This window comes from Tardiphaga sp. 172_B4_N1_3 (genome assembly GCF_052076035.1).
GTDB classification, from domain to species: Bacteria; Pseudomonadota; Alphaproteobacteria; order Rhizobiales; family Xanthobacteraceae; genus Tardiphaga; species Tardiphaga robiniae.
Genome location: NZ_CP197238.1, coordinates 3,308,905 through 3,333,917 on the forward strand (window position 1 = coordinate 3,308,905; position 25,013 = coordinate 3,333,917).

21 protein-coding genes are annotated in these 25,013 nt (G+C 61.2%); 8 read left to right on the forward strand and 13 right to left on the reverse strand.

The features are described 5' to 3' along the window. The first annotated feature begins 48 nt into the window (after positions 1-48). Positions 49-2,925: an EAL domain-containing protein gene (locus tag AB7783_RS15650; protein ID WP_176454615.1), complete on the forward strand. Its 2,877-nt coding sequence runs from the start codon at positions 49-51 to the stop codon at positions 2,923-2,925. A gap of 38 nt (positions 2,926-2,963) precedes the next feature. Here the strand turns inward: AB7783_RS15650 and AB7783_RS15655 are convergent, their stop codons facing one another. After that, entirely contained in the window at positions 2,964-3,602 is a 639-nt protein-coding gene (locus AB7783_RS15655; RefSeq protein WP_089265410.1) for a YqgE/AlgH family protein, read from the reverse strand. 154 nt (positions 3,603-3,756) lie between these two features. Between AB7783_RS15655 and AB7783_RS15660 the strand changes: the two genes are divergently transcribed. Both AB7783_RS15660 and AB7783_RS15665 read left to right on the forward strand, forming a co-directional pair. Then, the gene (locus tag AB7783_RS15660; RefSeq protein WP_089265411.1) at positions 3,757-4,584 is read left to right on the forward strand and encodes a protein-disulfide reductase DsbD domain-containing protein; all 828 of its coding nucleotides are present in this window, start codon (positions 3,757-3,759) and stop codon (positions 4,582-4,584) included. A gap of 114 nt (positions 4,585-4,698) precedes the next feature. Further along, the gene (locus AB7783_RS15665) at positions 4,699-6,075 is read left to right on the forward strand and encodes a flippase (RefSeq protein ID WP_441278151.1); all 1,377 of its coding nucleotides are present in this window, start codon (positions 4,699-4,701) and stop codon (positions 6,073-6,075) included. Positions 6,076-6,116: 41 nt separating this feature from the next. Here the strand turns inward: AB7783_RS15665 and AB7783_RS15670 are convergent, their stop codons facing one another. The 11 genes from AB7783_RS15670 to cysG form a co-directional block, all read right to left on the reverse strand. Next, positions 6,117-6,905, reverse strand: coding sequence for a 3-hydroxybutyrate dehydrogenase (locus AB7783_RS15670; protein ID WP_089265413.1), 789 nt, complete (start codon positions 6,903-6,905; stop codon positions 6,117-6,119). Continuing rightward, the gene (locus tag AB7783_RS15675) at positions 6,905-8,101 is read right to left on the reverse strand and encodes a DUF3734 domain-containing protein (protein ID WP_441278152.1); all 1,197 of its coding nucleotides are present in this window, start codon (positions 8,099-8,101) and stop codon (positions 6,905-6,907) included. The genes AB7783_RS15670 and AB7783_RS15675 overlap by 1 nt, the downstream gene beginning before the upstream one ends. Before the next feature lie 110 nt (positions 8,102-8,211). After that, on the reverse strand, positions 8,212-8,721 hold the full coding sequence (locus AB7783_RS15680; RefSeq protein ID WP_093756814.1) for a CAP domain-containing protein: 510 nt from the start codon (positions 8,719-8,721) through the stop codon (positions 8,212-8,214). A gap of 84 nt (positions 8,722-8,805) precedes the next feature. After that, positions 8,806-9,846 carry a sulfate/molybdate ABC transporter ATP-binding protein gene (locus AB7783_RS15685; protein ID WP_089265416.1) on the reverse strand — a complete coding sequence of 347 codons (1,041 nt, stop codon included), beginning with the start codon at positions 9,844-9,846 and terminating at the stop codon, positions 8,806-8,808. Continuing rightward, positions 9,836-10,729, reverse strand: a complete 894-nt coding sequence (gene cysW, locus AB7783_RS15690; RefSeq protein ID WP_089265417.1) for a sulfate ABC transporter permease subunit CysW — start codon at positions 10,727-10,729, stop codon at positions 9,836-9,838. Before cysW (AB7783_RS15690) ends, AB7783_RS15685 begins: the two co-directional genes overlap by 11 nt. A 6-nt stretch (positions 10,730-10,735) precedes the next feature. Beyond that, positions 10,736-11,572 carry a sulfate ABC transporter permease subunit CysT gene (gene cysT / locus AB7783_RS15695; protein ID WP_089265418.1) on the reverse strand — a complete coding sequence of 279 codons (837 nt, stop codon included), beginning with the start codon at positions 11,570-11,572 and terminating at the stop codon, positions 10,736-10,738. A gap of 66 nt (positions 11,573-11,638) precedes the next feature. Then, positions 11,639-12,628, reverse strand: coding sequence for a sulfate ABC transporter substrate-binding protein (locus AB7783_RS15700; protein ID WP_089265721.1), 990 nt, complete (start codon positions 12,626-12,628; stop codon positions 11,639-11,641). Positions 12,629-12,835: 207 nt separating this feature from the next. Beyond that, positions 12,836-13,348, reverse strand: coding sequence for a DUF934 domain-containing protein (locus AB7783_RS15705; RefSeq protein ID WP_120291737.1), 513 nt, complete (start codon positions 13,346-13,348; stop codon positions 12,836-12,838). Next, complete coding sequence (locus AB7783_RS15710) at positions 13,335-14,990, reverse strand: nitrite/sulfite reductase (RefSeq protein WP_441278153.1); 1,656 nt, start codon at positions 14,988-14,990, stop codon at positions 13,335-13,337. The genes AB7783_RS15705 and AB7783_RS15710 overlap by 14 nt, the downstream gene beginning before the upstream one ends. A gap of 12 nt (positions 14,991-15,002) precedes the next feature. Beyond that, complete coding sequence (locus AB7783_RS15715) at positions 15,003-15,317, reverse strand: DUF2849 domain-containing protein (RefSeq protein ID WP_068735099.1); 315 nt, start codon at positions 15,315-15,317, stop codon at positions 15,003-15,005. Next, on the reverse strand, positions 15,314-16,750 hold the full coding sequence (gene cysG / locus AB7783_RS15720) for a siroheme synthase CysG (RefSeq protein ID WP_120291741.1): 1,437 nt from the start codon (positions 16,748-16,750) through the stop codon (positions 15,314-15,316). The genes AB7783_RS15715 and cysG overlap by 4 nt, the downstream gene beginning before the upstream one ends. Positions 16,751-17,053: 303 nt before the next feature. Between cysG and cysP the strand changes: the two genes are divergently transcribed. The 4 genes from cysP (at position 17,054) to AB7783_RS15740 (ending at position 22,302) form a co-directional block, all read left to right on the forward strand. After that, positions 17,054-18,070 carry a thiosulfate ABC transporter substrate-binding protein CysP gene (gene cysP, locus AB7783_RS15725; RefSeq protein ID WP_441278154.1) on the forward strand — a complete coding sequence of 339 codons (1,017 nt, stop codon included), beginning with the start codon at positions 17,054-17,056 and terminating at the stop codon, positions 18,068-18,070. A gap of 226 nt (positions 18,071-18,296) precedes the next feature. Beyond that, positions 18,297-19,124 (forward strand): sulfate ABC transporter permease subunit CysT, encoded by an 828-nt coding sequence (gene cysT, locus AB7783_RS15730; protein WP_441278155.1) that lies wholly within the window; start codon positions 18,297-18,299, stop codon positions 19,122-19,124. Further along, complete coding sequence (gene cysW / locus AB7783_RS15735; protein ID WP_093756819.1) at positions 19,124-20,011, forward strand: sulfate ABC transporter permease subunit CysW; 888 nt, start codon at positions 19,124-19,126, stop codon at positions 20,009-20,011. Before cysT (AB7783_RS15730) ends, cysW (AB7783_RS15735) begins: the two co-directional genes overlap by 1 nt. 131 nt (positions 20,012-20,142) lie before the next feature. Beyond that, positions 20,143-22,302 (forward strand): malate synthase G, encoded by a 2,160-nt coding sequence (locus AB7783_RS15740; protein ID WP_441278156.1) that lies wholly within the window; start codon positions 20,143-20,145, stop codon positions 22,300-22,302. A 69-nt stretch (positions 22,303-22,371) separates the two neighbouring features. Here AB7783_RS15740 and AB7783_RS15745 read toward each other — a convergent pair whose 3' ends face one another. Beyond that, complete coding sequence (locus AB7783_RS15745) at positions 22,372-22,527, reverse strand: Thivi_2564 family membrane protein (RefSeq protein ID WP_086937086.1); 156 nt, start codon at positions 22,525-22,527, stop codon at positions 22,372-22,374. Positions 22,528-22,897: 370 nt separating this feature from the next. Here AB7783_RS15745 and AB7783_RS15750 point away from each other — a divergent pair, with 370 nt between their 5' ends. Continuing rightward, positions 22,898-24,991 (forward strand): methyl-accepting chemotaxis protein, encoded by a 2,094-nt coding sequence (locus AB7783_RS15750; protein WP_441278157.1) that lies wholly within the window; start codon positions 22,898-22,900, stop codon positions 24,989-24,991. Positions 24,992-25,013 lie beyond the last annotated feature (22 nt).

The following is a 25,013-nucleotide window of genomic DNA, read 5'->3' on the forward strand; positions in this document are numbered from 1 at the left end:
CTTCTGCGTGACGCAGGGTCGATGTTTTGTTGATCGCGGAGAATGACATTGCGTTTGATCAGGTGGCTCGCGCCGCTCGCGCTCGGCCTGATGACTGTTGTTGCCACAGCACCGGCACAGGCTGTTGACGCTGTTAGCGTCCGCGGTGACGCGCCTGCGATCGATCTCACCGGCATCCTCGAATATCAGCATAGCGACACCGACCGCATCCAGGTCTCCACCGCGCCCGGCACCGACGGCATCGTTCGCCGCATCGAGGTGCGTGGCCGCGAAGCCGGTCAGAACTGGGTGGTGTTCGCGCTCGCCAACAACACCGACGATCAGCTCGATCGTCTGATCGTCGCGCCACATTATCGCATCGTGTCGTCCGGCCTCTTGTGGCCCGATCTTGGCCTCTCGCGCATTGCGACGATCACGCCGTCAACCGGGGATCGCCCGGAACGTCAGGATAGCGCCACCGCCGATATCTTCCGCGTCACCCTCGACCCCGGCGCTGTCATCACCTTCGTCGCCGAACTGCGCACCAACAAGCTACCGCAGCTCTATCTGTGGGAGCCGGAAGCCTACAAGGACAAGGTCAACTCCTTCACGCTGTACCAAGGCATCGTCATCGGCATCTCGGGCCTCTTGGCGCTGGTGCTGACGATCCTGTTCGTCGTGAAGGGCAGCATCATGTTCCCGGCCGCCGCGGCGCTGGCCTGGGCTGTGCTGGTCTATATCGGTGTCGACTTCGGCTTCTGGGGCAAGGTGCTCGACATGTCCCAAGGCGCCGAGCGCGTCTGGCGCGCCTCGGGGGAAGCGATCCTGGCGGCGACGCTGCTGGTGTTCCTGTTTGCTTATCTCAATCTCAGTCGATGGCATGTCCGCTACTCGCACATCACGCTAGGCTGGCTGGCTTTCCTTGGCTCTCTCGTAGGTCTGGCGCTGTTCGATCCTGCCGTCGCCTCAGGTATCGCGCGCATCTCGCTGGTGCTCATCGCCTTCGCCGGCTTTGCGCTGATCGTCTATCTCTCCACCCATGGCTTCGACCGCGCGGTGTTGCTGATCCCGACCTGGTTCCTGCTTGTGGTCTGGGTTGTTGCCGCGGGCATGACCGTTGCCGGTAGTGTCACCAATGACATCGTCGGCCCGGCGCTGCTCGGCGGGCTCGTGCTGATCGTGATGCTGATCGGCTTCACGGTTATGCAGCACGCCTTCGCGGGCGGCGGCGCCACCAATGGCATCGTGTCGGACGTCGAGCGCCGCGCGCTGGCGCTGACCGGCTCCGGCGACCTGATCTGGGACTGGGACGTCTCCGCCGACAAAGTGTTCACCTCGCCCGAGACCGAAGCACTGCTCGGCCTCAAACGCGGCACGCTGGAAGGCCCCGCGGCAAGCTGGCTCGAAGTGCTCCACCCGCTCGATCAGGATCGCTTCCGGGCGGCGCTGGACAGCGTGCTCGACCAGCGTCGCGGCCGCCTCGTGCAGGACTTTCGCCTGCGCACCCCCGACGGTCACTTCATGTGGTTTGCGCTGAAGGCGCGTCCGGTGGTCGGCTCCGACGGCGAAGTGTCACGCGTGGTCGGCACCCTCACCGACGTCACCGAGATGAAGAATGCCGAAGAACGCATGCTGCACGACTCGGTGCACGACAATCTCACCGGTCTGCCGAACCGCAAGCTGTTCATTGACCGCCTCAACGCCGTCGCGAATTTCTCCAAGACTGTGCCGACCATGCGGCCGACCATCATGGTGATCGATCTCGATCGCTTCAAACAGGTCAACGATTCCGTTGGCATCGCCGTCGGCGACTCGATCCTTCTGACGCTGGCCCGCCGCCTCACCCGCATCCTCAAGCCGCAGGACACGCTGGCCCGCCTCGCCGGCGATCAGTTCGGCCTGATCCTGATGTCCGAACAAGACGCGGCCAAGATCACCGCCTTCGCCGAGACCATCCGCAAGACCATCCGCGCCCCGATTGCCTTCAACGATCGCGAGATCTTCCTCACGGCCTCGATCGGCCTAGCGCTCTCTGATCCCGCGGTACCGTTGACCGACGAGCTCATCAAGGACGCCGAGCTCGCGATGTATCATTCGAAGCGGATCGGTGGCGACCGTATCGACGTCTACAAACCGGCAATGCGCGCCCGCAAAACGGATCGCCTGACGCTCGAATCCGAACTGCGCCGCGCCATCGAGCGCCAGGAAATCACCATCCTGTATCAGCCCATCGTGCGGCTGGAAGATCGCTCCATCGCCGGCTTCGAAGCGCTGGCCCGTTGGGATCATCCGAAGCTCGGCCGGATGTCGCCGTCGGAATTCATTGCCATCGCCGAGGAGATCGGCCTGATCATCGATCTCGGCATGTTCGTGATGGATCAGACTGCACGCCAGCTCGCGATCTGGCAGCGCGCGATGCGCTCGCGCGAACCGATCTTCGCCAGCGTCAACGTGTCCTCACGGCAGCTGCTGCGCCACGATCTCCTGCATGACATCCGCACGGTGCTGTCACGCTCGTCCGTCGCGCGCGGCACGCTGAAGCTCGAACTCACGGAATCGCTGGTGATGGAAAATCCGGAACATGCAGCGCAGATGCTGCACCGGATCCGCGAACTCGGTACGGGCCTTTCGCTCGACGATTTCGGCACTGGCCACTCGTCGCTATCCTATCTGCAGCGCTTCCCGTTCGACACGCTGAAGATCGACCAGTCCTTCGTTCGCACCACCTCGCGCGGCACCCGCCCGGTGATTCTCAAATCCATCATCGCCATGGCCCACGATCTCGGCATGGACGTCGTCGCTGAAGGCGTCGAGACAGATTCGGATGCGGTGGAGATGTATCAGCTCGGCTGCGAATACGCCCAGGGCTTTGCCTTCGGCGAGCCGATGGATGCGGATGCGGCGATGCGCATGCTGACGGAAGAGCGATTGGAAGCGGCGAGCTGAGTAGGGCCGTCGCTGATAGCTGGAAGTCTAGCGGACGCTCACGCGTGCCCGGCCTCGGCCGACAACATCCCCGGGGCGATCCCGATCTTCTGCAGCGCGCGAAGATACTTCTCCTCAACGTCACCGCCGAAGATGAGATCCTCATCAGCTGCGCAATGCAGCCAGCCGTTGCCCTGGATTTCGTCTTCCAGCTGGCCCGGCGCCCAGCCGGCATAGCCCAGCGCGAGAATCGCGTGCTTGGGTCCACCGCCATTGGCGATGGCGCGCAGGATATCCACGGTCGCGGTGAGGCAGACGCCATCGTCGATCGGCAATGTCGCGTCCTTGATGAAGAAATCGCTGGAATGCAGCACGAAACCTCGGCCGGTCTCGACCGGGCCGCCCTTCAGCACTTTCATGCTTTCGGCGCTTTCCGGGAGCTTGATGCTGTCGGACTTTTCAATGATGTCCAGTTGAACCAGCAATTCGGGAAAATCGATGCTCCCCGCAGGCCGATTGACGATGATGCCCATGGCACCTTCCGACGAATGCGCGCAGACGTAAATCACCGAACGGGCGAAGCGCTCGTCTTCCATCACAGGCATGGCGATCAGCAACTGCCCGTCGAGGTAGTTGCCAGTGTCGCCGGCGCCGGATTTCGCGCGGCTTTTCCGGGGGCGCTTGCGAGTGGGTTCCATCAGCAAACCGCTCTCATTTCGTTGCCTATCCTGATATTGGGTCTGGGTTCTGTCAATCAGCCTTCCGCAACGCATACGAAAACCGGATCACAAGCAGTTCAATAGCTTAAGACAGGTTTGGCTTTATGACAGGCCCACCCTGTAAGGACGCCCGATGACCGCATCTGTTCCGCACCACATTGTCGCTGTCTGCGCCGCGGGCCTGCTCCTCACCTGCAGCGCGCAGGCGGAGGACACCTCTCCTTGGCAGATAGACAGTCATTCGCAGATCAGGCTTGTGGCAGGCTCGCGTAGCGGTCCTGTGATGCTGGGGGGTATAGCGATCCAGCTGCAGCCCGGCTGGCACACCTACTGGCGGAACCCCGGTGATTCCGGGGTGCCGCCCCGCTTCGATTTCTCCAAATCGGAGAACCTGGATACCGTCACCATCCTGTGGCCGGCGCCGAAAAAATTCGAGGATGGAGCTGGTGGCCTGTCGCTCGGCTATGTGAAACAGGTGGTGCTACCGATGCGGGTGATCGCCAAAGACCCCGGCAAGCCGGTGATTCTCCGTGCGGCGATCAATTACGCGGTCTGCGACAAGCTCTGCATTCCGGTCGACGCCAATGCCGAACTCGCTTTTACCAGCGTGGCCAGCACTGAAGACGGCGCGCTGACCGCGGCGCTCGATACCGTGCCTAAGCCGGCAACCATGGGCGACACCAGTCCGCTGACGGTGCGCGACCTCAAGCGCGAGGGCAAGAATGTGTTCGTTGACGTCGTGGCGCCCGAAGGCAGCGAACCCAACCTGTTCGTCGAGGGCCCGACGCCGGAATGGGCGCTGCCAATCCCCAAACTCGAGGCCAAGAGCCCGCCGGGCGTAAAGCGCTTCAGCTTCGAACTCGACGGCGTGCCGCCCGGCGCCACGACCGATGGCGCGGCCCTGAAACTGACGCTGGTCGGCAGCGACCGCGCCTATGAATTCAACGTCAACCTGCCCTGATACCGCTGGCGCGTGACCTGTTGCGCGCAACCTGTATATCTCCGTCCAACCGGATGTTAACGACTGCTTGCTACGCCAGACCGCTGCCGCACGCCTGCGGCTGAGGACCTTGTCGTGGCCGTGATGGACGCAAACTCCGCACCCGCAACCGCGCCCACCGGCCTCAAGGCCAGGCTGCGCGCGCTGTTCACCGGCTCAGGCGAAGCCTCGCTGACGCGCCGCCTCGCCGGCACTATCTTCCTCATCCGCGTGATCTCGGCCGGCCTCGCTTACTTCTCCCAGATCCTGCTGGCGCGCTGGATGGGCACGTCGGATTACGGCATCTATGTCTATGTCTGGACATGGGTACTGCTGCTCGGCTCGATGATGGATTTCGGCATCGCCGCTTCAGCCCAGAAGATCATCCCGGAGTATCGCGCCAGCGGCGACCACGCGCGGCTCCGCGGCTTCCTCTCTGGCAGCCGCTGGATGACCGGTATCGTCTCGGTGATAATCTCGCTGCTGCTCGCTGGCCTCGTCAAGCTCATCTCGCCGTGGATCGACGCCGACACGGTGGTGCCGCTCTATCTCGGCTGCCTGACACTGCCGGCCTTCGTCGTTGCCAACACGCAGGATGGTATCGCGCGCTCCCATGACTGGATGCGCCTCGGCCTGATGCCGCAATTCATCATCCGCCAGGCGCTCATCATCGGCTTCACCGCCGGCGCCTTCGCACTGGGCTTTAAGCTTGGTGCGACCATCGCGATGCTGGCCAGCGTCGCGGCAGTGTGGGTTGCGATGATCGGCCAGATGATCGTACTCAATCGCCGGCTCGCGGCGCATATCGAGCCCGGCCCAAAGGCCTATGACTATCGCGGCTGGCTCGCAGTGTCGCTGCCGATCTTGCTGGTCGAGAGCTTCTATCTGCTGCTGTCCTACACCGACGTGCTGGTGCTGCAGCAGTTTGTCTCATCTGACGAAGTCGGTGTGTATTTCGCCGTGGTGAAGACCCTGGCGCTGGTGTCATTCATCCACTATGCGATGTCGGCGACAACGGCGCATCGCTTTACCGAATATCACGCGGCCGGCGACAAGGACCGCCTCGCCGCTTACGTCACCCACGCGATCAAATGGACATTTTGGCCGTCGCTCGCGGCGACGCTGATCCTGCTCGCTCTGGGCAAGCCGCTGCTATGGCTTTTCGGGCCGCAATTCACCAGCGGCTACGACATCATGTTCATCGCTGCCATCGGCCTCGTGGTCCGCGCTGCCATCGGCCCGGTGGAGCGGCTGCTCAACATGCTCGGTCACCAACATATTTGCGCCGTGGCCTACGCGTCGGCTTTCGTGATGAACCTGGTGCTGTGTCTCGTGTTGGTGCCGAAATTCGGCGGCCATGGCGCCGCCGCGGCAACGTCGATCGCGCTTACATTCGAGACGATCCTGCTGTTCTGGATCGTGCGACAGCGGCTTGGACTGCACGTGCTCGCCTTCGGAAAGCAAGGCGCCTAACAACCTCCCCCTGCAAAGCAGGAGGAGGTCAGGAAGCAAACTTATTCCGCCGTCCAACCGCCATCGATCGACAGATTGGTGCCGGTGATCTGCGCCGCATCGTCACCGCACAGGAACAGCGCCAATGCCGCAACCTGCTCGGACGTTACGAATTCCTTGGTCGGCTGCGCTTCCAGCAGGACGTCGTTGATGACCTGCTCTTTGGTCAGTCCGCGCGCCTTCATGGTGTCGGGGATCTGTTTCTCCACCAGCGGCGTCCAGACATAGCCAGGCGAAATGCAATTACAGGTGATCTTGTGGGTGGCCACTTCCAGCGCCACGGTCTTGGTCAGGCCGGCGATGCCGTGCTTGGCAGAGACATAAGCCGACTTGAATGGCGAGGCGACCAGCGAATGCGCTGAGGCGGTGTTGATGATGCGGCCCCAGCCGCGCTTTTTCATGCCGGGCACGGCGGCGCGGATGCCGTGGAAGGCCGAGGAGAGATTGATGGCGATGATCGCATCCCACTTCTCGATCGGGAATTCCTCGATCGGAGACACAAACTGGATGCCCGCATTGTTGACGAGAATATCCACCGATCCATAGGTCTTCTCGCCGAGCGCGATCATTTCGGCAATTTCGGCCGGCTTGGTCATGTCTGCCGGCGAATGGATCGCCTTGACCTTGAAGTCGCTCTCGATCGCCGCGCGTTCCTTCTCGATGTCAGCAGGCGCGCCCATGCCGTTGATGACGATATTGGCGCCAGCGCTTGCGAAAGCGCGCGCATAAGCGAGGCCGATGCCGCTGGTCGAACCGGTGACGACGGCGGTCTTGCCTGTGAGATTAGCCATTACTTGCTCCTGTTGGACGTCAAATGCTGCGGGAGGTCATTGTAATCGTCGGCGGTGAGCGCATGCGTCACCATCGATTCATCGGATTGCGGCCGCTCGAACCAGTCCTTGTGGCGCATCGAGAGGAACACATCGCGCTCACCGGCACCCCAGTGCTCCACCATCCCGATGCGCGAGAAATTGTAGTCCTTCGACGACGACTCGTAATTCTTGCTCGTATAGATCAGATGCACCACCGTGACGGTATTTTCCTTCGCGGCTTCCGACAACAGCGCCACTCCAGGATCCTGCTTCAGTTCTGCCGGCAATTTACCAATCAGATCACGCAGCGCCTTGCGGATGTTGTGGATCTTCTTGTTCTTGTCGGTATTCATGCGGGTGCGGCTGGAATAGCGAATGTCCTTTTCGCGTTCCTGCGCTTCCAGGATCGACTGCGGCAATGGCCCGCGCGCGCTGAACAGATCGACCTGAAAGATCAGCAGATCGCTGGTGACGTCATCCAGCACGAAATCCAGCGGCGTGTTCGAGGCGATGCCGCCATCCCAGAAATGCTCGCCATCGATCACGATCGAGGGAAACCCCGGCGGCAACGCACCGGAGGCCATGATGTGCTCGGGCTCGATCCTTTTGCGATCTTTCTTGAAGAGCGTGTTGTCGAAATAAGTGAAGTTGCCGGTGGTCACGCTCACGGCGCCAACGCTTAGCCGGGTCTTGCAATCGTTGAGACGATCAAAGTCGACCAGCCGTTCCAGCGTCGCCTTCAGCGGCGCGGTGTCGTAAAAGCTCTGCGACTGCGGACTGCCGGGCGGCCACAGTGGTGCTGGCGGAATCCGCGGCACGAAAAAGCCTGGCACGCCGAATGTAGCAATGACAGCGGCGCCTGCCTCGTAGAAATAAGAGCGCGCGCGATCATCCGTCAGCATCGGGCTCCAGGGGACCGGCGATGCCGCCATCTCCCAGAATTCCTTGAGCTTGCCGATCCGCTTGTCGCGCTCGTTGCCCGCGATGATCGCCGCATTGATGGCACCGATGGAGATGCCAGCCACCCATTCCGGCTCGAAATCATGATGACACAGCGCCTCATAGGCGCCGGCCTGATAGGAGCCAAGCGCGCCGCCCCCTTGCAGCACCAGGACGCGCTTGGCTTCGGCGGGTTTGCTGGCAGCTCTGGATTGAGGCTGATCGGACATATCCATGAGACCACTCGATCCTGTCGGCGACGGGAACCATACCGTGGCGCCCCCTTGCGGGGACGTCAATCAGGGATGGTGCAGAGCACCATCACGCTTCGGCTATCTGGGAAGGCTTATTTGGAATCCGTCGACGCCAGGATCATGGTCCAGAACACCTTGTATTTGGTGTTGGGAGCATAGATCGCCGCAATGCCCAGTTTTGTGACACCGGACTTCAGCATATTAGCCCGATGCGGTGGCGAGTCCCGCCAGCCCGAGAAGGCTTCCGCCATGGTATGGTAGCCCGCCGACACGTTCTCGACGGCCAAGCTCGCCGGATAACCGCCGGCATTCAGACGCTTGGCCAGCGGTGCCTTCACATCGTGATCGAGCTTGTTTCGTTTGGCCATGGCGGTGGACTGGTCTTCAGCCAACGCCATTAATGCGGGATCGACCACAACCGGGCCGAGGCCATTGTTCTGCCGGTACAGCGAGATCATCGAGGCCGCAGCCACAGGATCGAGCTTGGCGCCACCATTGGCCATGCTGAGATACATGGTGGGCTGGTCCGGCACGGTATCGACGGTCCCCGCGCACCCTGCCAGCAACAGAAATCCCAGACTGGCCAGAGCCACCCGCTTCATCGGCAATCCCCCAAATCAAGGGGCCGTTGTTGCACACCAACCGTGGCTGAAAGGTGAACGCAGGGGATTTTTAGAAAGCGCCAGTCACTCCTGCCCGGCAAAGATCCGGTAGCGCCGCGGCTGCAGGCTGATCGCATCGCCCGTGGTGAGCGGACGGTCGCGCGGGGCATCGATCTCCACCAGCGTATCATCGCCGGACAACGCGATGTCGGCGCGCTGGATCGGGCCGAAGGTGCGGACGCGGCGCACGGTGCCTTCGAGGGCTCCCTCGCCGAGCGGACCGATCTGCATGTCGTGACGACGAACAAACAATTTCGACGGTCCGCTTGCACTGCCCGCATCGATGTTGAGCGGGCGATGGCCGAGCTTCACCTGGCCGTCGCTTACATCGACCGGGAGCACGATCGATTCACCTATGAATGAGTGCACGAAAGCCGTCGCCGGGTTATCGTAAACGTCGCCAGGCGTGCCGATCTGTTCGATCTTGCCCTTGTCCATCACCACGACGCGATTGGCGACTTCGAGCGCCTCCTCCTGGTCATGCGTGACGAAGATCGAGGTGACGTGGATTTCCTCGTGCAACGTGCGCAGCCACTGCCGCAACTCCTTGCGGACCTTGGCATCGAGCGCACCGAACGGCTCGTCGAGCAGCAGAATGCGCGGCTCGATGGCGAGCGCACGCGCCAGCGCAATACGCTGCCGCTGGCCGCCGGAGAGCTGGCTGGGATAGCGATTGGCGAGCCAGTCGAGCTGCACGAGATCGAGAAGCTCCTTCACCCGCGCGCGGATCTGCGCTTCGCTCTTGCGCACGGCGCGCGGCTGCACGCGCAGGCCGAAGGCCACATTCTCGAACACGCTCATATGGCGGAACAACGCATAGTGCTGAAACACGAAACCGACGTGGCGCTCGCCAGCGCCGCGGGCCAGCGCGTTTTCACCATCGAATGAGACTTCTCCGGAATCCGGCCAATCGAGCCCTGCGATAATTCGCAGTAACGACGTCTTGCCGGAACCGGACGGTCCGAGCAGCGCGAGCAGCTCGCCATCAGCAACCCTGAGGTCGACATTATCCAGCGCCTTGAAGGCACCGTACTGCTTTACGATATTCCGAACTTCAATCGTCACGGGGCAGCTGTCCTTCTTCAATCTGGCCTTCGAGGATGGTCTTTGCGATCAGCGTCAAGAGCGCCAGCAGAGCCAGCAATGACGCGATCGCGAACGACGCCACCAGTTGATATTCATTATACAGGATTTCCACCAGCAGTGGCATGGTGTTGGTCTCGCCGCGAATGTGGCCCGACACCACCGAAACTGCGCCAAACTCACCCATCGCCCGTGCGTTACACAACAGTACGCCGTAGAGCAGGCCCCATTTGATGTTGGGGAGCGTCACCACAATGAAGGTACGCCAACCGCTCGCTCCGAGCGATATCGCAGCCTCTTCCTCCTGCGACCCCTGTTCCTGCATTAGCGGTATCAGCTCCCGGGCGACGAACGGGAAGGTGACGAAGGTGGTCGCCAACACGATCGCCGGCACGGCAAACAGAATGTTGATGCCATGCGACATCAGCCATGGCCCAAAGAAACCCTGCGCACCAAACAGCAGCACAAATACCAGACCGGAGATAACGGGGCTGACCGAGAACGGCAGATCGATCAGGGTGACCAGCAAGGTCTTGCCCCTGAATTCGAATTTGGCCACCGCCCAAGCGGCGGCAACGCCGAATACCAGATTGAGGCTGACCGAGATCACTGCAGTGATCAGCGTCAGCCAGATGGCCGAGAGCGCCTCGGAATCTGCCAAGGCCGACAGATAGAACCCAACGCCCTTGGACAATGCCTCCGAGAACACCAAAATCAGCGGCAGGACCACGAACACTGTCAGGAACATCACTGCGACACCGATAATGATGCCGCGCACGAGCCATGGCTCAGTATGCAGGTCCTGTCGTGCCACGGACTGGGCGCGCTCCACGGTGACTGGCGAATTGATAATTGTAATGGTCATGTCAGGTCAACTCACGGCCAGCGCGCGTGTCTGCGCCCAGCGCTGCAGCCGATTGAGCACGAAGATGATCAGGAATGAGAAGACCAGCATGACCACCGCGATCGCTGTCGCATCGGCGTAGCGGAATTCCGACAGCCGGATGACGATCAAGAGCGGCGCAATCTCCGACACATTTGGAAGGTTGCCGGCGATGAAGATCACGGAGCCATATTCGCCAACGGCGCGGGCGAACGCCAGCGCGAAGCCGGTGAGAATGGCCGGCGTGAGGCTGGGAATGATGACGCGGGTGATGGTTTGCCAGCGGGAGGCACCGAGACAGGCCGCGGCCTCTTCGATCTCGACATCGAGGTCGATCAGCACCGGCTGCACCGTCCGCACCACGAACGGAATGCCAATGAAGACCATCGCCAGGAAAATTCCGAGCGGCGTAAACGCCACCTTGATGCCGAGCGACGCCAGCGGCGCGCCGAGCCATCCGTTCTGCGCAAACAACGTCGTCAGCGCGATGCCTGCCACTGCAGTGGGCAGGGCGAACGGGATATCGACGATGGCATCAAACAGCCGGCGACCGGGAAACCGGTAACGCACCAGGGCCCAGACGATAATCAGGCCAGCGACCAGATTGACCAGCGCAGCCGCGAAGGCCAATCCGAACGAAATCCTGAGCGCGTGTAGGGTGCGGTTGCTGGTGACGGTATCGATGAACTGCGAGAGACTGAGATCGGCTGTCTTGACGAACAACCCGGCCAACGGGATCAGAATCAAAAGCGACAGCCATGTCAGGGTCAGGCCCATGCTCAGGCCGAACCCCGGCAACGAACTTCGTTTAGGTGCCGCGCTCACAATGTCCCCTTGCTTTGGTAAAAGCCCCAGACCGGCATACCGGTCTGGATGTTTCGCTGCGAACGATCAGTTCTTGTAGATCTTGTCGAACACGCCGCCGTCGGTAAAGTGCTCGCTCTGCGCCTTGGTCCAACCTCCGAACACGTCGTCGATCGTAAACAGATCAACCTTGGCGAAGGAAGCCTCGTACTTTTTGGCAATATCTGCATCACGCGGACGATAGAAATTGCGCGCGGCGATCTCCTGACCCTCCTTGGTGTACCAGTATTTCAGATAGGCCTCGGCAGCGGCTTTAGTACCCTTTTTATCAGTGACGGTATCAACGACGGCGACCGGCGGCTCGGCGAGAATTGAAAGCGACGGCGCGACGATCTCGAACTTGTCCTTGCCGAATTCCTGGATTGCCAGATACGCCTCGTTTTCCCAGGCCAGCAAGACATCGCCGACGCCGCGCTGGACGAAGGTGATGGTCGAGCCACGCGCGCCGGTATCGAGAACCGGAACGTTCTTGAAGATGTTACCGACGAATTCCTTTGCCTTGTCCTGCGATCCATATTTCTTCAGAGCATAGCCCCAGGCGCCGAGATAGTTCCAGCGCGCACCGCCAGAAGTCTTCGGATTCGGCGTGATGACGCTGACGCCGCTCTTGATCAGATCGTCCCAGTCCTTGATGGCCTTGGGGTTACCCTTGCGCACCAGGAACACGATGGTCGACGTATAGGGTGATGAATTCTGCGCCAGGCGCTTCTGCCAGTCCTTCGCCAGCAGGCCCTTATTGGCGATTGCGTCGATGTCGTAGGCGAGCGCGAGGGTGACCACATCGGCTTGCAGACCATCGATCACAGAGCGCGCCTGCGCCCCCGAGCCGCCATGCGACTGCTTGATCTCGACGCTCTTGCCGGTTTCCTTCTGATACGCAGCAGCGAACGATTTGTTGAAATCGACATACAGCTCGCGCGTCGGGTCATACGACACGTTGAGCAGCGAAATGTCTGCCGCGTGCGCCGATGTTGCAATTAAGAGACCCGCAATGACGGGAAGAATACGACGGACCATTTTGATCTCCATCCAACCTCACAACACGATCGTCATGAGGTGGGGGCAAAATCTTGAAGAAGCACCGCTAAGTCAACGAAACCAGATTCCAATGTTGGCGGCATGACGGCAGCAATGTGCTATGAATATGCCTTCGTATGGAGACCGTATCGCGCGCTGGTCATTTGTCATCAACCAACGCTGCGAAAGCCGTCGACATGCGGCGAATTAGCGCGCGTTCTCCGCGTGACGCAACTGCATGCGCTGATGCAGCGCCGTGATGCGACCATCGCCGGTCGGCTGATAGAACACCGTGTAGCGTTTCACCGTAGCCGCGAACGCTTCCGCATCGGCATCCTTCTTCACTTCGAATGAATCAAAACCGGCGCGCAGCATGATGACGAACTGATCGCGTAACACTTGGCCGGTTGCCCTTAATTCGCCCTTGTATTTGTAGCGTTCACGCAGCAGGCGCGCCTGGCTGTAGGCTCGGCCGTCGCGGAACGACGGGAAGACCAGCGCGACCACCGCGAGCCTGTCGAGATAAGGCACCAGCTCTTCCGGATCGCGGTTATTCGGCCAGATCACACCGGTCGGGCTGCTGCGCTTCAGCAGCGCCTCCGGATCGGCGAGAAAACGCGCAGCCGGAACCAACGCCGCTCCGTCGACCGGAATCTCCGCATCGTCGGCCACGTGAATATAGCCGTCGGCAACGATCTTGCCTTGCTTAACGAGTGGCATAAACGCGCTCCTTGAACGGCTCGACGCCGAGGCGTTCGACAGTCTGGACAAACAATTCGTCCGGCCGGGCACGCAGTGCCAAATAGGCTTCGACGATATCCTCGATGACGTCGGCTACCTCGGCAAAAGGCACCGCCGGTCCGATCAGGGTGCCGACCACGGCATGCTCGTCGGCACGGCCACCGATTGTGATCTGGAAGAATTCCTCGCCGTTCTTCTCGACGCCGAGAATACCGATATGGCCGACATGGTGATGGCCGCAGGCATTGATGCAGCCGGAGATGTTGATATGCAGCCGACCGATCAGCTCCGCAAGATCGTTATTGGCGAAACGCCGCGTTAGTTCCTGCGCGATCGGGATCGAACGCGTATTAGCCAGCGAGCAGTAGTCCAGGCCAGGGCATGCGATGATGTCGGTGACCAGATTGACGTTCGGCGTGGCGAGGCCGAGCTTGTCGAGCTGCCGCCACAGTGCGGGCAGATCACGCCTGGCCACGCTCGGCAGCGCTAGATTTTGCTCATGGCCCACGCGGATTTCGCCGAACGAGTATTTGTCGGCAAGATCGGCAACCGCATCCATCTGGTCGGCCGTGGCATCGCCGGGCGGGCCGCCCACCGGCTTCAACGACAATGTCACGATGGCGTAGCCGGTCCGCTGATGCAGCGCGACCGAGTTCTTGAGCCAGCGCGCAAAATGCGGATCGGCCGACGCGGCCGCCAACTCGTCCGGCGTGTCGGAGAGCTTCTGATAGTGCGGATAGCTGAAGCGCGAGCGGATATCCTCGACAACCTCGTTGTCCAGCGTCAGCGCACTCTCGCGCGTCGCCAGCCACTCATCCTCAACTTCGGCGGCGAATTTCTCGATGCCCAGCTCATGAACCAGAATCTTGATGCGCGCCTTGTAGATATTGTCGCGGCGGCCATACTGGTTGTAGACGCGCAGGATGGACTCGACGTAGCTCAGAATGTCGCGGCCGTGCACGAACGGCTTGATCACCTTGCCGATGAATGGCGTGCGACCGAGGCCACCGCCGACCAGCACTTCGAAGCCAGTTTCGCCGGCCTCGTTCTTGTGAATTCGCAGACCGATGTCATGCACCTTGATCGCCGCGCGATCATGGGCCGACGCAGTGATCGCAATCTTGAACTTGCGTGGCAGGAACGAGAATTCCGGATGCATGGTCGAATACTGCCGCAGCAATTCCGCCCAGATGCGTGGATCCTCGACCTCGCCCGGCGCGACACCTGCCCATTGATCGGTGGTGACATTGCGCGTGCAATTGCCCGATGTCTGCATCGCATGGATGCCGACCGAAGCGAGATCTTCCAGCGCATCCGGCAGATCGGCGAGCTTGATCCAATTGAACTGGATGTTCTGCCGTGTGGTGAAGTGGCCATAGCCGCGGTCATAGCGTCGCGCCACATGCGCCATCTTGCGCAGTTGCGGCGATGACAGCGTGCCATAGGGAATGGCGACGCGGAACATATAGGCGTGAAGCTGAAGATAAACGCCGTTCATCAACCGCAGCATCTTGAACTCGTCTTCGGTGAGTTCACCTGCGAGGCGGCGCTTCACCTGATCGCGGAATTCCGAGACACGCTCGTTGATCAGCGTGCGATCGATTTCATCATAAGCATACATAATTCAGGTGCCTTAAGCCGAAGCCGGAAGGTCAATGGTGACGCCCTTGCGGCGAATCTGTTCACGGAGGTTGCCCGGCTCGACGGTGCCGTTGTCGTTCACGGCGACCGGCGCGATATAGGGACCGATGGCGCCAACGTCATCGGCTGTGGATTCAGCAAGCAGCGCACGCGCATCATCGGCAGTGCGCACGATGGCAGCCTGCGCGAGGTCGGTGGTCCACCCTTTATGGGCATCGCGATAAATCACCACGCCGTCCCAGGTACGGTTGGCAGTCACCACCGACGGGCCGGTGATCTTGATTTTCTGTTGCAGCGGAGAGGTCATTCGGCAGCCACCAATAAATCTGAAACGAGCTTGTTGATCTGAGCGGCCCGCCACGGCGCGGAATGCGCCACGACATCGCCAATGATGAGAACCGCCGGACCGCCATCGATCTGGTCGACCAGCGCCGGGAGATCGTCGAGCACACCCACCGCCGCTTGCGCGTCCGGACGCGTCACGCGCGCAAACACGCCAACCGGCGTTTGTGGCGAGCGCCCGGCAGCGAGCAATCCAGCGCGGATCGTGGGGGCAGCGGTCATACCCATATAAACAACGACGGTCATCTTCTCGTCGGTGAGCGTCGACCAGTCGACCTTGTCGGCGTCCTTTTCCTTGTGCGCCGTCAGGAAGGTGATGCGCAGCGCTTCGCGGCGATAGGTCAGCGGCGCCTCGAACATAGCCGCAGCGCCAAGACCTGCGGTGATGCCGGGAATAACGGAGTAAGCAACACCCGCTTCGCGCAGCGCTTCGATCTCCTCGCCACCGCGCCCGAAAATGAAGGGATCACCGCCCTTCAAGCGCACGGCGCGTTGCCCAGCTTTCGCGGCTTCGATCAGCAATTTGTGGATCGCATCCTGACCGATACCGGGCTTGCCGACCCGGCGCCCCACGGGAATGCGCGATGCATCCCGGCGGATGCGGTCGAGCACTTCGGGGGACACCAGTTCGTCGTAAAATACAACGTCGGCGTCCTGCAGCGCGCGCAACGCCTTGATGGTCAGGAGATCCGGATCGCCCGGCCCTGCTCCCACCAGCGTGACGCGACCTTCGACAACGCCGGCCTGCGCTGCACCCGCATAGATCGAGAGATCGGCGATTTCCGTCAGCGCCTTCTCGGCCTCGGTACCGCGCCCCGCCAGCACCAGCGCGCCGATCGGACCATCGACGATGCGCTCCCAGAACCTGCGACGTAACGGAGCCTCCGCGATCTTGTCGTTGATCGGTTTGCGCCAGCGCCCGATGAAGCCGGCGAGATCGCCGATCCGCGCAGGCAGCATCGCCTCGATCTTTTCGCGCACACGCCGCGCCACCACCGGCGACGCACCGCCGGTTCCGACGGCGACGACCACATCGCCGCGATCGACGATGGCCGGAAAGATGAAAGTGGAGTGCGCGAGCTCATCCATCACATTGACGGGCACGCCGCTCGCTTTGGCGCGCGCAGCCACCGCATGGCCGAGTTCACCGGCGCCGGCGCAGAGCACCGCGGTGATCCCCGAAAAATCGGCGGTCACCGGATCGCCCTCGACATGTTCAATGCGCGCCACGCCATCGGTATCGAGCCCGGACGTGTCACGATTGCCGTCCGTTGCGTACCAGCGAATCCGCGCACCGGCCGCCAGCAGCAGCCTCAGCTTGGCGCGCACGAGTTCGCCCTGGCCGACAAGAATGATCGGCCCGGTCTGCAAATCGAGGAAGACAGGCAGAAATCGCATACATACTCCGCTGCCCCGAAATTCGGGGGTTGACTGGAATTATATTCTATATATCTCTCGATAACGAGGCGCAAAGAGAAGATTTTATCTTCTTCGAGGCGTTCTAACTATAGAATTTTTGTCCTCAAACACCAAGCGTCGTAGATGCTTCTTCTCAATAACGGTCGGCCGATGCAGGAGTTGCGCGAAATCGCACCCGTGCCCGCCCCCCGTTGCGCAGCAAATTCCGGACCGTTTGCCGGGCAAAACGCCGCAGCCGCCGCTCCCGGCCATCCGATCGCTCTCACTCACAGGGGACTACACGTGAACCGCTTCATTATCGCTCTCGCCGCCGGATTCGGCATTCTCGCGACTGCACCCGCCCAGGCGCAGACGCCGAACACGCTGCTCAATGTCTCCTACGACATCTCGCGCGAGCTCTATGCCGAGATCAACGTTGCTTTCGCCAAGCAGTGGAAGGCCAAAACCGGCCAGGACGTTACCATCAACCAGTCGCATAACGGCTCGTCGCGCCAGGCGCGCTCGATCCTCGAAGGCCTCGAGGCCGATGTGGTGACCTTCAACCAGGTCACCGACGTGCAGGTACTGTATGATCGCGGCAAGCTCATTCCGGCCGATTGGGCCAAGCGGCTGCCGAATAATTCCTCGCCTTATTACTCGCTGCCGGCCTTCCTCGTGCGCGCCGGAAATCCAAAGGGGATCAAGGATTGGGACGATCTGGTGAAGCCGGGCGTGCAGGTGATTTTCCCGAATCCGAAGACCTCAGGCAATGCGCGCTACACCTATCTGGCCGCCTATGCCTTCGCGAAGAACAAGTATGGTGCCGACAAGGCTGACGACTTCATCAAGAAGCTGTTCGCCAATGTCCCGGTGTTCGACACCGGCGGCCGCGCCGCCACCACGACCTTCGTCGAGCGCGGCACCGGCGATGTGCTGATCACCTTCGAGGCCGAGACCTCGTCGATCCGCGACCTTGCGGGCAAAGATGCCGGCGGCAAGGACAAGTATGAAGTGGTGGTACCACCGACCAGCGTGCTCGCCGAATTCCCGGTGACCGTCGTCGACAAATATGCCGACAAGCACGGCACGAAGGCACTGGCGACCGCCTATCTTGAATTCCTGTATTCGCCGGAAGGCCAGGACATCGAAGCGAAGGGCTATAACCGCGTCACCGACAAGAGCGTGATGGCAAAATACAAAGACAAATTCCCGGAAGTGAAGCTGTACCGCGTCGAGGACGAATTCGGCGGCTGGGACAAGCTGAATGCCGAACACCTCAATCCCGGCGCGAAGCTGGACACGCTGTTCGGCGGGAAGTGAACCACAAATTCCGTCATGCCCGGGCTTGACCCGGTCATCCACGTCTTGGCTGCAAATGGACTAAAGACGTGGATGGCCGGGAACATCTAGCGAAGCGGCGCTTCGCGCTTTGCCCGGCCATGATCATGGGAGAGGACGGGCGCCTGCATTAGACGACCTCGCCGCATTCCCTTTCCGCGCAAATCGTCTAAGAGAAGCCCCAACGGCTTCACACACGGACCTTCCCTTGCGACGTAGCGTCATTCCAGGTTTCGGGCTCTCGCTCGGCATTACGCTCTTTTATCTCGGAGCGATCGTGCTGTTGCCGCTCTGCGCGCTGATCCTGAAAGCCTCGGACGTCGGGCTTGCGCAATTGTGGGACATCCTGTCGTCACCGCGCACACTGTCGGCCATCCGCATCACCGTGACGATGGCGCTGGCGGCCACCGCATTCAACGCCATCTACGGCCTGCTGCTCGCCTGGGTGCTGGCGCGCTATCAATTTCCCGGCAAGCGCATTCTCGACGCGCTGGTCGACGTGCCCTTCGCGCTGCCGACCGCCGTGGCCGGCCTCGCGCTGACGGCGCTGTTTTCCAAGAAAGGCTGGTTCGGCGCACCGCTCGATGCACTTGGCATCCAGGTCGCCTACGCACCGCTCGGCATCGCCATCGCGATGGCCTTTACCAGCATTCCCTTTGTGGTGCGCACAGTGCAGCCGGTGATCGAGGATCTCGGCTCCGATGTCGAGGAAGCCGGCCGCTCGCTCGGCGCCAATGATCTGCAGATTCTCTGGCGCGTAATCTTTCCGGCGATCTTTCCGGCCTTCCTCGCCGGCTGCTCGCTGTCCTTCGCACGCAGCCTCGGCGAATTCGGCGCGGTGATTTTCATCGCCGGCAACCAGCCGATGAAGACCGAGATCGTTGCCCTGCTGACCTATATTCGGCTTGAGGAATACAACTACCAAGCTGCCGCCGCGATTGCCGTGGTAATGCTGGCGATGGCTTTCGCCATGCTGATTGTCACCAACGCGGTGCAGGCCTGGAACCTGCGTTATCTCGGCCGGGGAGATGTGTGATGTCGCATCCGACGAGTGAACGCGCCCATACCGAATGGATGGTGACGCCCGTCGGTGCCGGCCCGGTGACGCGCCGCGTGGTACTTGGCATCGTCGCGATCCTCACATTGCTGTTCCTGATCGCACCGCTGGCTTTGATCTTCAGTTCAGCGCTCTCGCAAGGCATCGGCACATTCTTCAACAGCCTCACCGAGCCCGGCACGCAGCATGCCATTCTGTTGACAGTCACCACCGCGCTGATCGCTGTGCCGATCAACATCGTGTTCGGCCTCGCTGCGGCGTGGACAGTGACCAAATTCGTCTTCCCAGGCCGCACGCTCCTCATTTCGCTGATCGAACTGCCCTATTCTATCTCGCCGATCGTCGCTGGCGTCGCCTATATCTTCGTCTATGGCTCGCAGGGCCTGTTCGGCCCGCTGATCGAGGCCATGGGCATCAAGGTGATGTTCGCACTGCCGGCGATCGTGCTCGCCAGCATGTTCGTGACCGCGCCCTTCGTGGCGCGTGAGTTGATCCCGCTCATGCAGGTGCAGGGCACGGATGAGGAAGAGGCCGCCGTCACACTCGGCGCTTCCGGCTTTGCGACCTTCATGCGGGTCACACTACCGAATGTGCGCTGGGCCGTGCTCTATGGCGCGATCCTGTGCAATGCCCGCGTGATGGGCGAATTTGGCGCCGTCTCCGTCGTCTCCGGCAACATCCGCGGCCAGACCACGACCTTGCCGTTGCAGATCGAACTTCTGTATCAGGACTACAATGTCGCCGGCGCCTTCGCAGCGGCAACGGTGCTGACGGCCGTGGCACTGCTCACCATCGTGATCAAGGTGGCGCTGGAGCGGATCTCGCCGGATCACGCGCAGGCCCCGGCCCGGCCGCCCGGCCACTGATCCCTTTAGGGGACTTCTCACCGGGTAGCGTTTGGCGTTAAAAGGTCCCATGGGCGCCGCGGTTTGGCGCCGTTTATGCTTATACTCCCTGAAATTAGAGCAGAATTGCCGCTTCTCGCGAGAAAGACACCATGAAACGCATCGACGCCCACGGATTGCAGATCGCCCCCGTCCTGTTCGACTTCATCGCCAAGGAAGCCGCCCCCGGGACCGGCATCCAGCCGGATGCGTTCTGGGCCGGCGTCGCCGCTCTCATCAAGGACCTGGGCCCGAAGAACCGCGAACTGCTCAAGGTGCGCGATACGCTGCAGGCCAAGATCGATGCCTGGCATATGGCCAACAAGGGCGCCTTCGACATGAACGCCTATACGGCGTTCCTCAAGGAAATCGGCTACCTCCTCCCGGAACCTGCGACCAAGCAGGTCGAGACTGCCAATGTCGATATCGAGATCGGCCAGATCTGCGGCCCGCAGCTCGTGGTGCCGCTCACCAATGCGCGCTATGCGCTGAATGCCGCAAATGCGCGCTGGGGCAGTCTCTACGATGCCTTCTACGGCACCGATGCAATCCCGCATGATCCGTCTGAAGGTGGCAAAGGCTACAACAAGGCACGCGGCGACAAAGTCATCGCCAAGGCAAAAGCCTTCCTCGATCAGGCCGCGCCGCTCGCCACCGGCAGCCACACCGATGTCACGGCCTACAGCATCATTGCGGGCCAGCTCTCGGCCAAGCTCAAGAGCGGCAACCTGACCGCACTGAAGAACGAATCCCAGCTCGCTGGCTATCTCGGCGAGCTCGCCACCCCGACCTCGATCCTGCTGGTCAATAACGGCCTGCATATCGAAGTGAAGATCGATCGAACCAACACCATTGGCAAGGACGACTCCGCTGGTGTTGCCGACATGATCATGGAGTCGGCCGTCTCGACCATTCTCGACATGGAAGACAGCGTCGCCACCGTCGACGCCGACGACAAGGTGCTGGTCTATCGCAACACGCTCGGCCTGATGAACGGCACGCTCTCGGCCGATTTCGAAAAGGGCGGCAAGACGCTGAAGCGTTCGCTCAATGAAGACCGTGTCTACAAGACGATCGACGGCAAGAACCTGACCCTGCATGGCCGCAGCCTGATGCTGATGCGCAATGTCGGCCATCACATGTTTACGGATGCGGTGCTCGACAGCGCCGGCGAGGAAATTCCGGAAGGCCTGCTCGATGCCGCCGTTGCCGGCCTGATCGCAATCCACGACCTCAAGAGCAAGGGTCCGATCCGCAACAGCCGCACCGGCTCGATCTATATCGTCAAGCCGAAGATGCACGGCCCGGATGAAGTGGCGCTGACCTGCGAAATCTTTGCGCACGTTGAGAAACTGCTGTCGCTGCCCGAGAACACCATGAAGGTCGGCATCATGGATGAGGAACGCCGCACCACGGTGAACCTCAAGGCCTGTATCCAGAATGCATCCAAGCGCATCATGTTCATCAACACAGGCTTCCTCGACCGCACCGGCGACGAGATCCACACGTCGATGGAAGCGGGTCCGATGATCCGCAAGAACGACATGAAGGCGACGCCGTGGATCAAGGCTTATGAAGAGTGGAACGTGGATGTCGGCCTGATCGATGGCCTGCCGGGCCATGCCCAGATCGGCAAGGGCATGTGGGCCGCGCCCGACAAGATGGCGGACATGCTCACGCAGAAGCTCGGCCATCCGCAGGCCGGCGCCACCACCGCATGGGTGCCCTCGCCCACCGCCGCGACGCTGCACGCGTTGCACTATCATCAGATCGATGTCGCCACGCGCCAGAAGGATCTCGCCAAGGGCGGGCCGCGCGGCAAGCTCACCGACATCCTCACCATTCCGGTGTCGCAGTCGAACTGGGCGCCGGATGATGTGAAGCAGGAGATCGACAACAACTGCCAGGGTATCCTCGGCTATGTCGTACGCTGGATCGACCAGGGCGTCGGCTGTTCCAAGGTGCCGGACATTCATGGCGTCGGCCTGATGGAAGATCGGGCCACGCTGCGCATCTCCGCCCAGCACCTTGCCAACTGGCTGCATCAGGGCGTCATTACCAGGGATCAGGTGATGGAATCGCTGAAGCGCATGGCTGTGGTGGTGGACGAGCAGAACAAGGGCGACGCGCTGTATCAGAACATGGCGCCCTCGTTCGACGGCGTCGCCTTCAAGGCCGCCTGCGACCTGATCTTCGAGGGACGCACACAGCCGAACGGCTATACTGAATACATCCTCACGGCGCGCCGCCGCGAGGCGAAGGCGCTGGCTTGATCGCAAGCGGAACTATCAATAGCAAAAAGCCCCGGCAAACCGCCGGGGCTTTTTCGTTAGTCCATCTCGCTAGAAAACCGCGATGTATTTCAGCAGCGAGATCACACCGAGAATGATCACGACGACGCGGCAAATCTGCTTCGCGCGGCCGTCGATCGGCAACAGATTGATCAAGTACAGAATGAGAATGACGACGAGAAAAGTGATCAAGACGCCGACGAGCATGTGCGTATCCCCCCAGACTCAATGGAAACGAATAGCAGCCCCGGCCATCGCAGCTGCTCAACAGTGATCCAACGTGGGCGAGAGCATTGGGTTCCCGGATCGGAACAAAAGAACCTCACCAAACTAGGCACGCAAGCTGGCCCTCAGGTCACCGACGGTCACGTAGAATCCGCGCCGCCAGTGGAGTGCCGAACCCGCGCGGAGAAGCAGAACCGATCAATCGCCGGGCATCGTCCTTCGCCCTGCCGCAAGAACGCTTACGCACCAACCACCTAAAGTAGCTGTATTCAAACCTACTCCACGATACGTGTGCAATCGGAAATATTTACCATTTGAAGCCTTACTAAATCAAATATTTGGGGGATTCATGATGTTCAATCGATTGACCGTTTCCGCGTTGCTTCAATCTGTCATCGTGGTCATGGCGCTCTGTGTGGTCGCCGTTCTGGCAACGACAGCCTGGGACTCCTACGGGCGGCTACGTTCAGCCAGCCGCATCTCGGTAATTGCGGACGCCTCCGCGAATGCCTTCAAGGCGATGCATAATCTGCGCACCGACCGTGCATCGACGAACCGGAACCTGAACAACGAGACAGTCATTCAGCCGGACGGAGAAAAATATCTCCGCTCCATTCGCGATTCCGAGATGCCGGCGATGCGAGCAGCGGCTGACCTCATTGCCACCATCGAATTCGCCGATCAAAAGACGCTGCACCCGACGCTGGTCCAGCTGGTCGACAAGCTGACCGCTCTGCAAACCGAATCCTGGGACGCGATGAGCAAGCCGAAGGCGTCGCGCCGTGCAGCCCTCGGCAAGGAGTATATGGAGACCACGCAAGCGCTGCTTGAAACGCTGGAAAAAGTGTCGGCCCAGCTCGCCGCCGCGGTGAACCACAACGATCCCATGATCGATCAATTGCTGTCGATCAAACAGGCGGCCTGGCTGTTGCGCAACACCGCCGGCGAAGGATCTCTCCTCGTCGCGAACGGCCTTGCTGTCGGGCGCGCCACACCAGAGAATAAGCTCGCTTACACCAAGTTTGTTGGCGGCATCGACGCTGCCTGGAATGCGCTGGAATTGTCCGCGTCTGGAATGCAGCTGCCGCCCAACCTGGCTGCAACCATGGCTGCTGCAAAGGTGGCTTATTTCGACCCGCAATATATGGCCCTTCGTGACCGTGTCATGAATGCACTGGTGAGCGGCGAAAAGCCCGAAATCACCGCGAGCGAATGGACTCCAATCACCGTTGATCGCATGGCCAGTGCGGTTACAGTCGCCGAACGAGCGCTGAATGAAGCAAAAAGCCATACCTTGACGCAGTGGACTGCCGCGCAGCACGCGTTGATCCTGCAACTGGCGCTGCTCGCAGCCGCGCTCGGCATAGCATTCGGCAGCATGGTTGCCGTCACCCGCCGCGTCATCACCCCGCTGCACACCATCCGCGATGCGATGCTGAAAGTCGCCGCAGGCGATCTCGTCGTCGATGCCGGCTATTCCGAACGGAAGGACGAAATCGGCGCGCTCGCCGGCGCTCTGGAGACCTTCAAGCAACAGGCCAAGGAGAAAGCACAGATCGAACAGCAGGAGCGCGATCGCAACGCCGACGCGACCCAGCGGCAGCAGGCCATCGAACAGCACATCGGGACCTTCGAGGTCCAGATGCGCGATGCGCTCAACGCACTCGGCAACGCGTCCGATCAGATGAACACCACATCGGATGGCATGGCGGTCGTATCCAGCCAGACCAATGCCCGCGTGCAGGTCGCAGCAAAAGCTTCGGGCGAAGCTTCCCTGAACGTGCAGAATGTCGCCTCGGCCGCCGAACAGCTGAGCTCGTCGATCAACGATATCAGCCGGCAGGCCGCGCACGCCGCGGGAATCGCCAGTCGCGCCGTCAATCAGGCGCAGGAAACCGACGGCACCGTCCAAGGCCTCGCCAAGACCGCCAACCGGATCGGCGAGGTGGTCGGGTTGATCAACGATATCGCCTCGCAGACCAACCTGTTAGCGCTCAACGCCACTATCGAAGCCGCGCGCGCTGGCGAGGCCGGACGCGGCTTTGCGGTCGTCGCGTCGGAAGTGAAGTCACTGGCCAGCCAGACCGCCAAGGCAACCGACGATATTTCCGAGCAGATCGCAGATATCCAGAAGGTCGCCAATGAGGCCATCGAGGCAATCAAGTCGATCGGCGGCATCATCGGCGAAGTCAATGAAGTAGCAACTGCCATCGCCGCGGCCGTCGAGGAACAGGGAGCCGCGACACAGGAGATCACCCGGAGCACGCAGCAGGCCGCCGATGGCACCCGCAATGTGTCGGACAACATCGCCGGCGTCAGCGCCGATGCGGATGCAGCTGGCGCCGCCGCGCAGGATGTGAAGGTAGCCTCGGAAACGCTGGCCACGCAGACGCGCCAGCTCGGCACTCAGGTAACGGACTTCCTCGGCAAGATCCGGGCTGCCTAGGCAGGGCCTCATCAGTCACGTC

Coding starts and splice junctions, on each gene's coding strand:
- AB7783_RS15655 (WP_089265410.1), bottom strand. CDS start 3,602: ATGGAACCCACTCGCAAGCGCCCCCGGAAAAGCCGCGCGAAATCCGGC.
- AB7783_RS15660 (WP_089265411.1), top strand. CDS start 3,757: ATGACCGCATCTGTTCCGCACCACATTGTCGCTGTCTGCGCCGCGGGC.
- AB7783_RS15670 (WP_089265413.1), bottom strand. CDS start 6,905: ATGGCTAATCTCACAGGCAAGACCGCCGTCGTCACCGGTTCGACCAGC.
- AB7783_RS15675 (WP_441278152.1), bottom strand. CDS start 8,101: ATGGATATGTCCGATCAGCCTCAATCCAGAGCTGCCAGCAAACCCGCC.
- AB7783_RS15680 (WP_093756814.1), bottom strand. CDS start 8,721: ATGAAGCGGGTGGCTCTGGCCAGTCTGGGATTTCTGTTGCTGGCAGGG.
- cysW (WP_089265417.1), bottom strand. CDS start 10,729: ATGACCATTACAATTATCAATTCGCCAGTCACCGTGGAGCGCGCCCAG.
- AB7783_RS15700 (WP_089265721.1), bottom strand. CDS start 12,628: ATGGTCCGTCGTATTCTTCCCGTCATTGCGGGTCTCTTAATTGCAACA.
- AB7783_RS15705 (WP_120291737.1), bottom strand. CDS start 13,348: ATGCCACTCGTTAAGCAAGGCAAGATCGTTGCCGACGGCTATATTCAC.
- AB7783_RS15710 (WP_441278153.1), bottom strand. CDS start 14,990: ATGTATGCTTATGATGAAATCGATCGCACGCTGATCAACGAGCGTGTC.
- AB7783_RS15715 (WP_068735099.1), bottom strand. CDS start 15,317: ATGACCTCTCCGCTGCAACAGAAAATCAAGATCACCGGCCCGTCGGTG.
- cysG (WP_120291741.1), bottom strand. CDS start 16,750: ATGCGATTTCTGCCTGTCTTCCTCGATTTGCAGACCGGGCCGATCATT.
- cysW (WP_093756819.1), top strand. CDS start 19,124: ATGTCGCATCCGACGAGTGAACGCGCCCATACCGAATGGATGGTGACG.
- AB7783_RS15740 (WP_441278156.1), top strand. CDS start 20,143: ATGAAACGCATCGACGCCCACGGATTGCAGATCGCCCCCGTCCTGTTC.
- AB7783_RS15745 (WP_086937086.1), bottom strand. CDS start 22,527: ATGCTCGTCGGCGTCTTGATCACTTTTCTCGTCGTCATTCTCATTCTG.
- AB7783_RS15750 (WP_441278157.1), top strand. CDS start 22,898: ATGTTCAATCGATTGACCGTTTCCGCGTTGCTTCAATCTGTCATCGTG.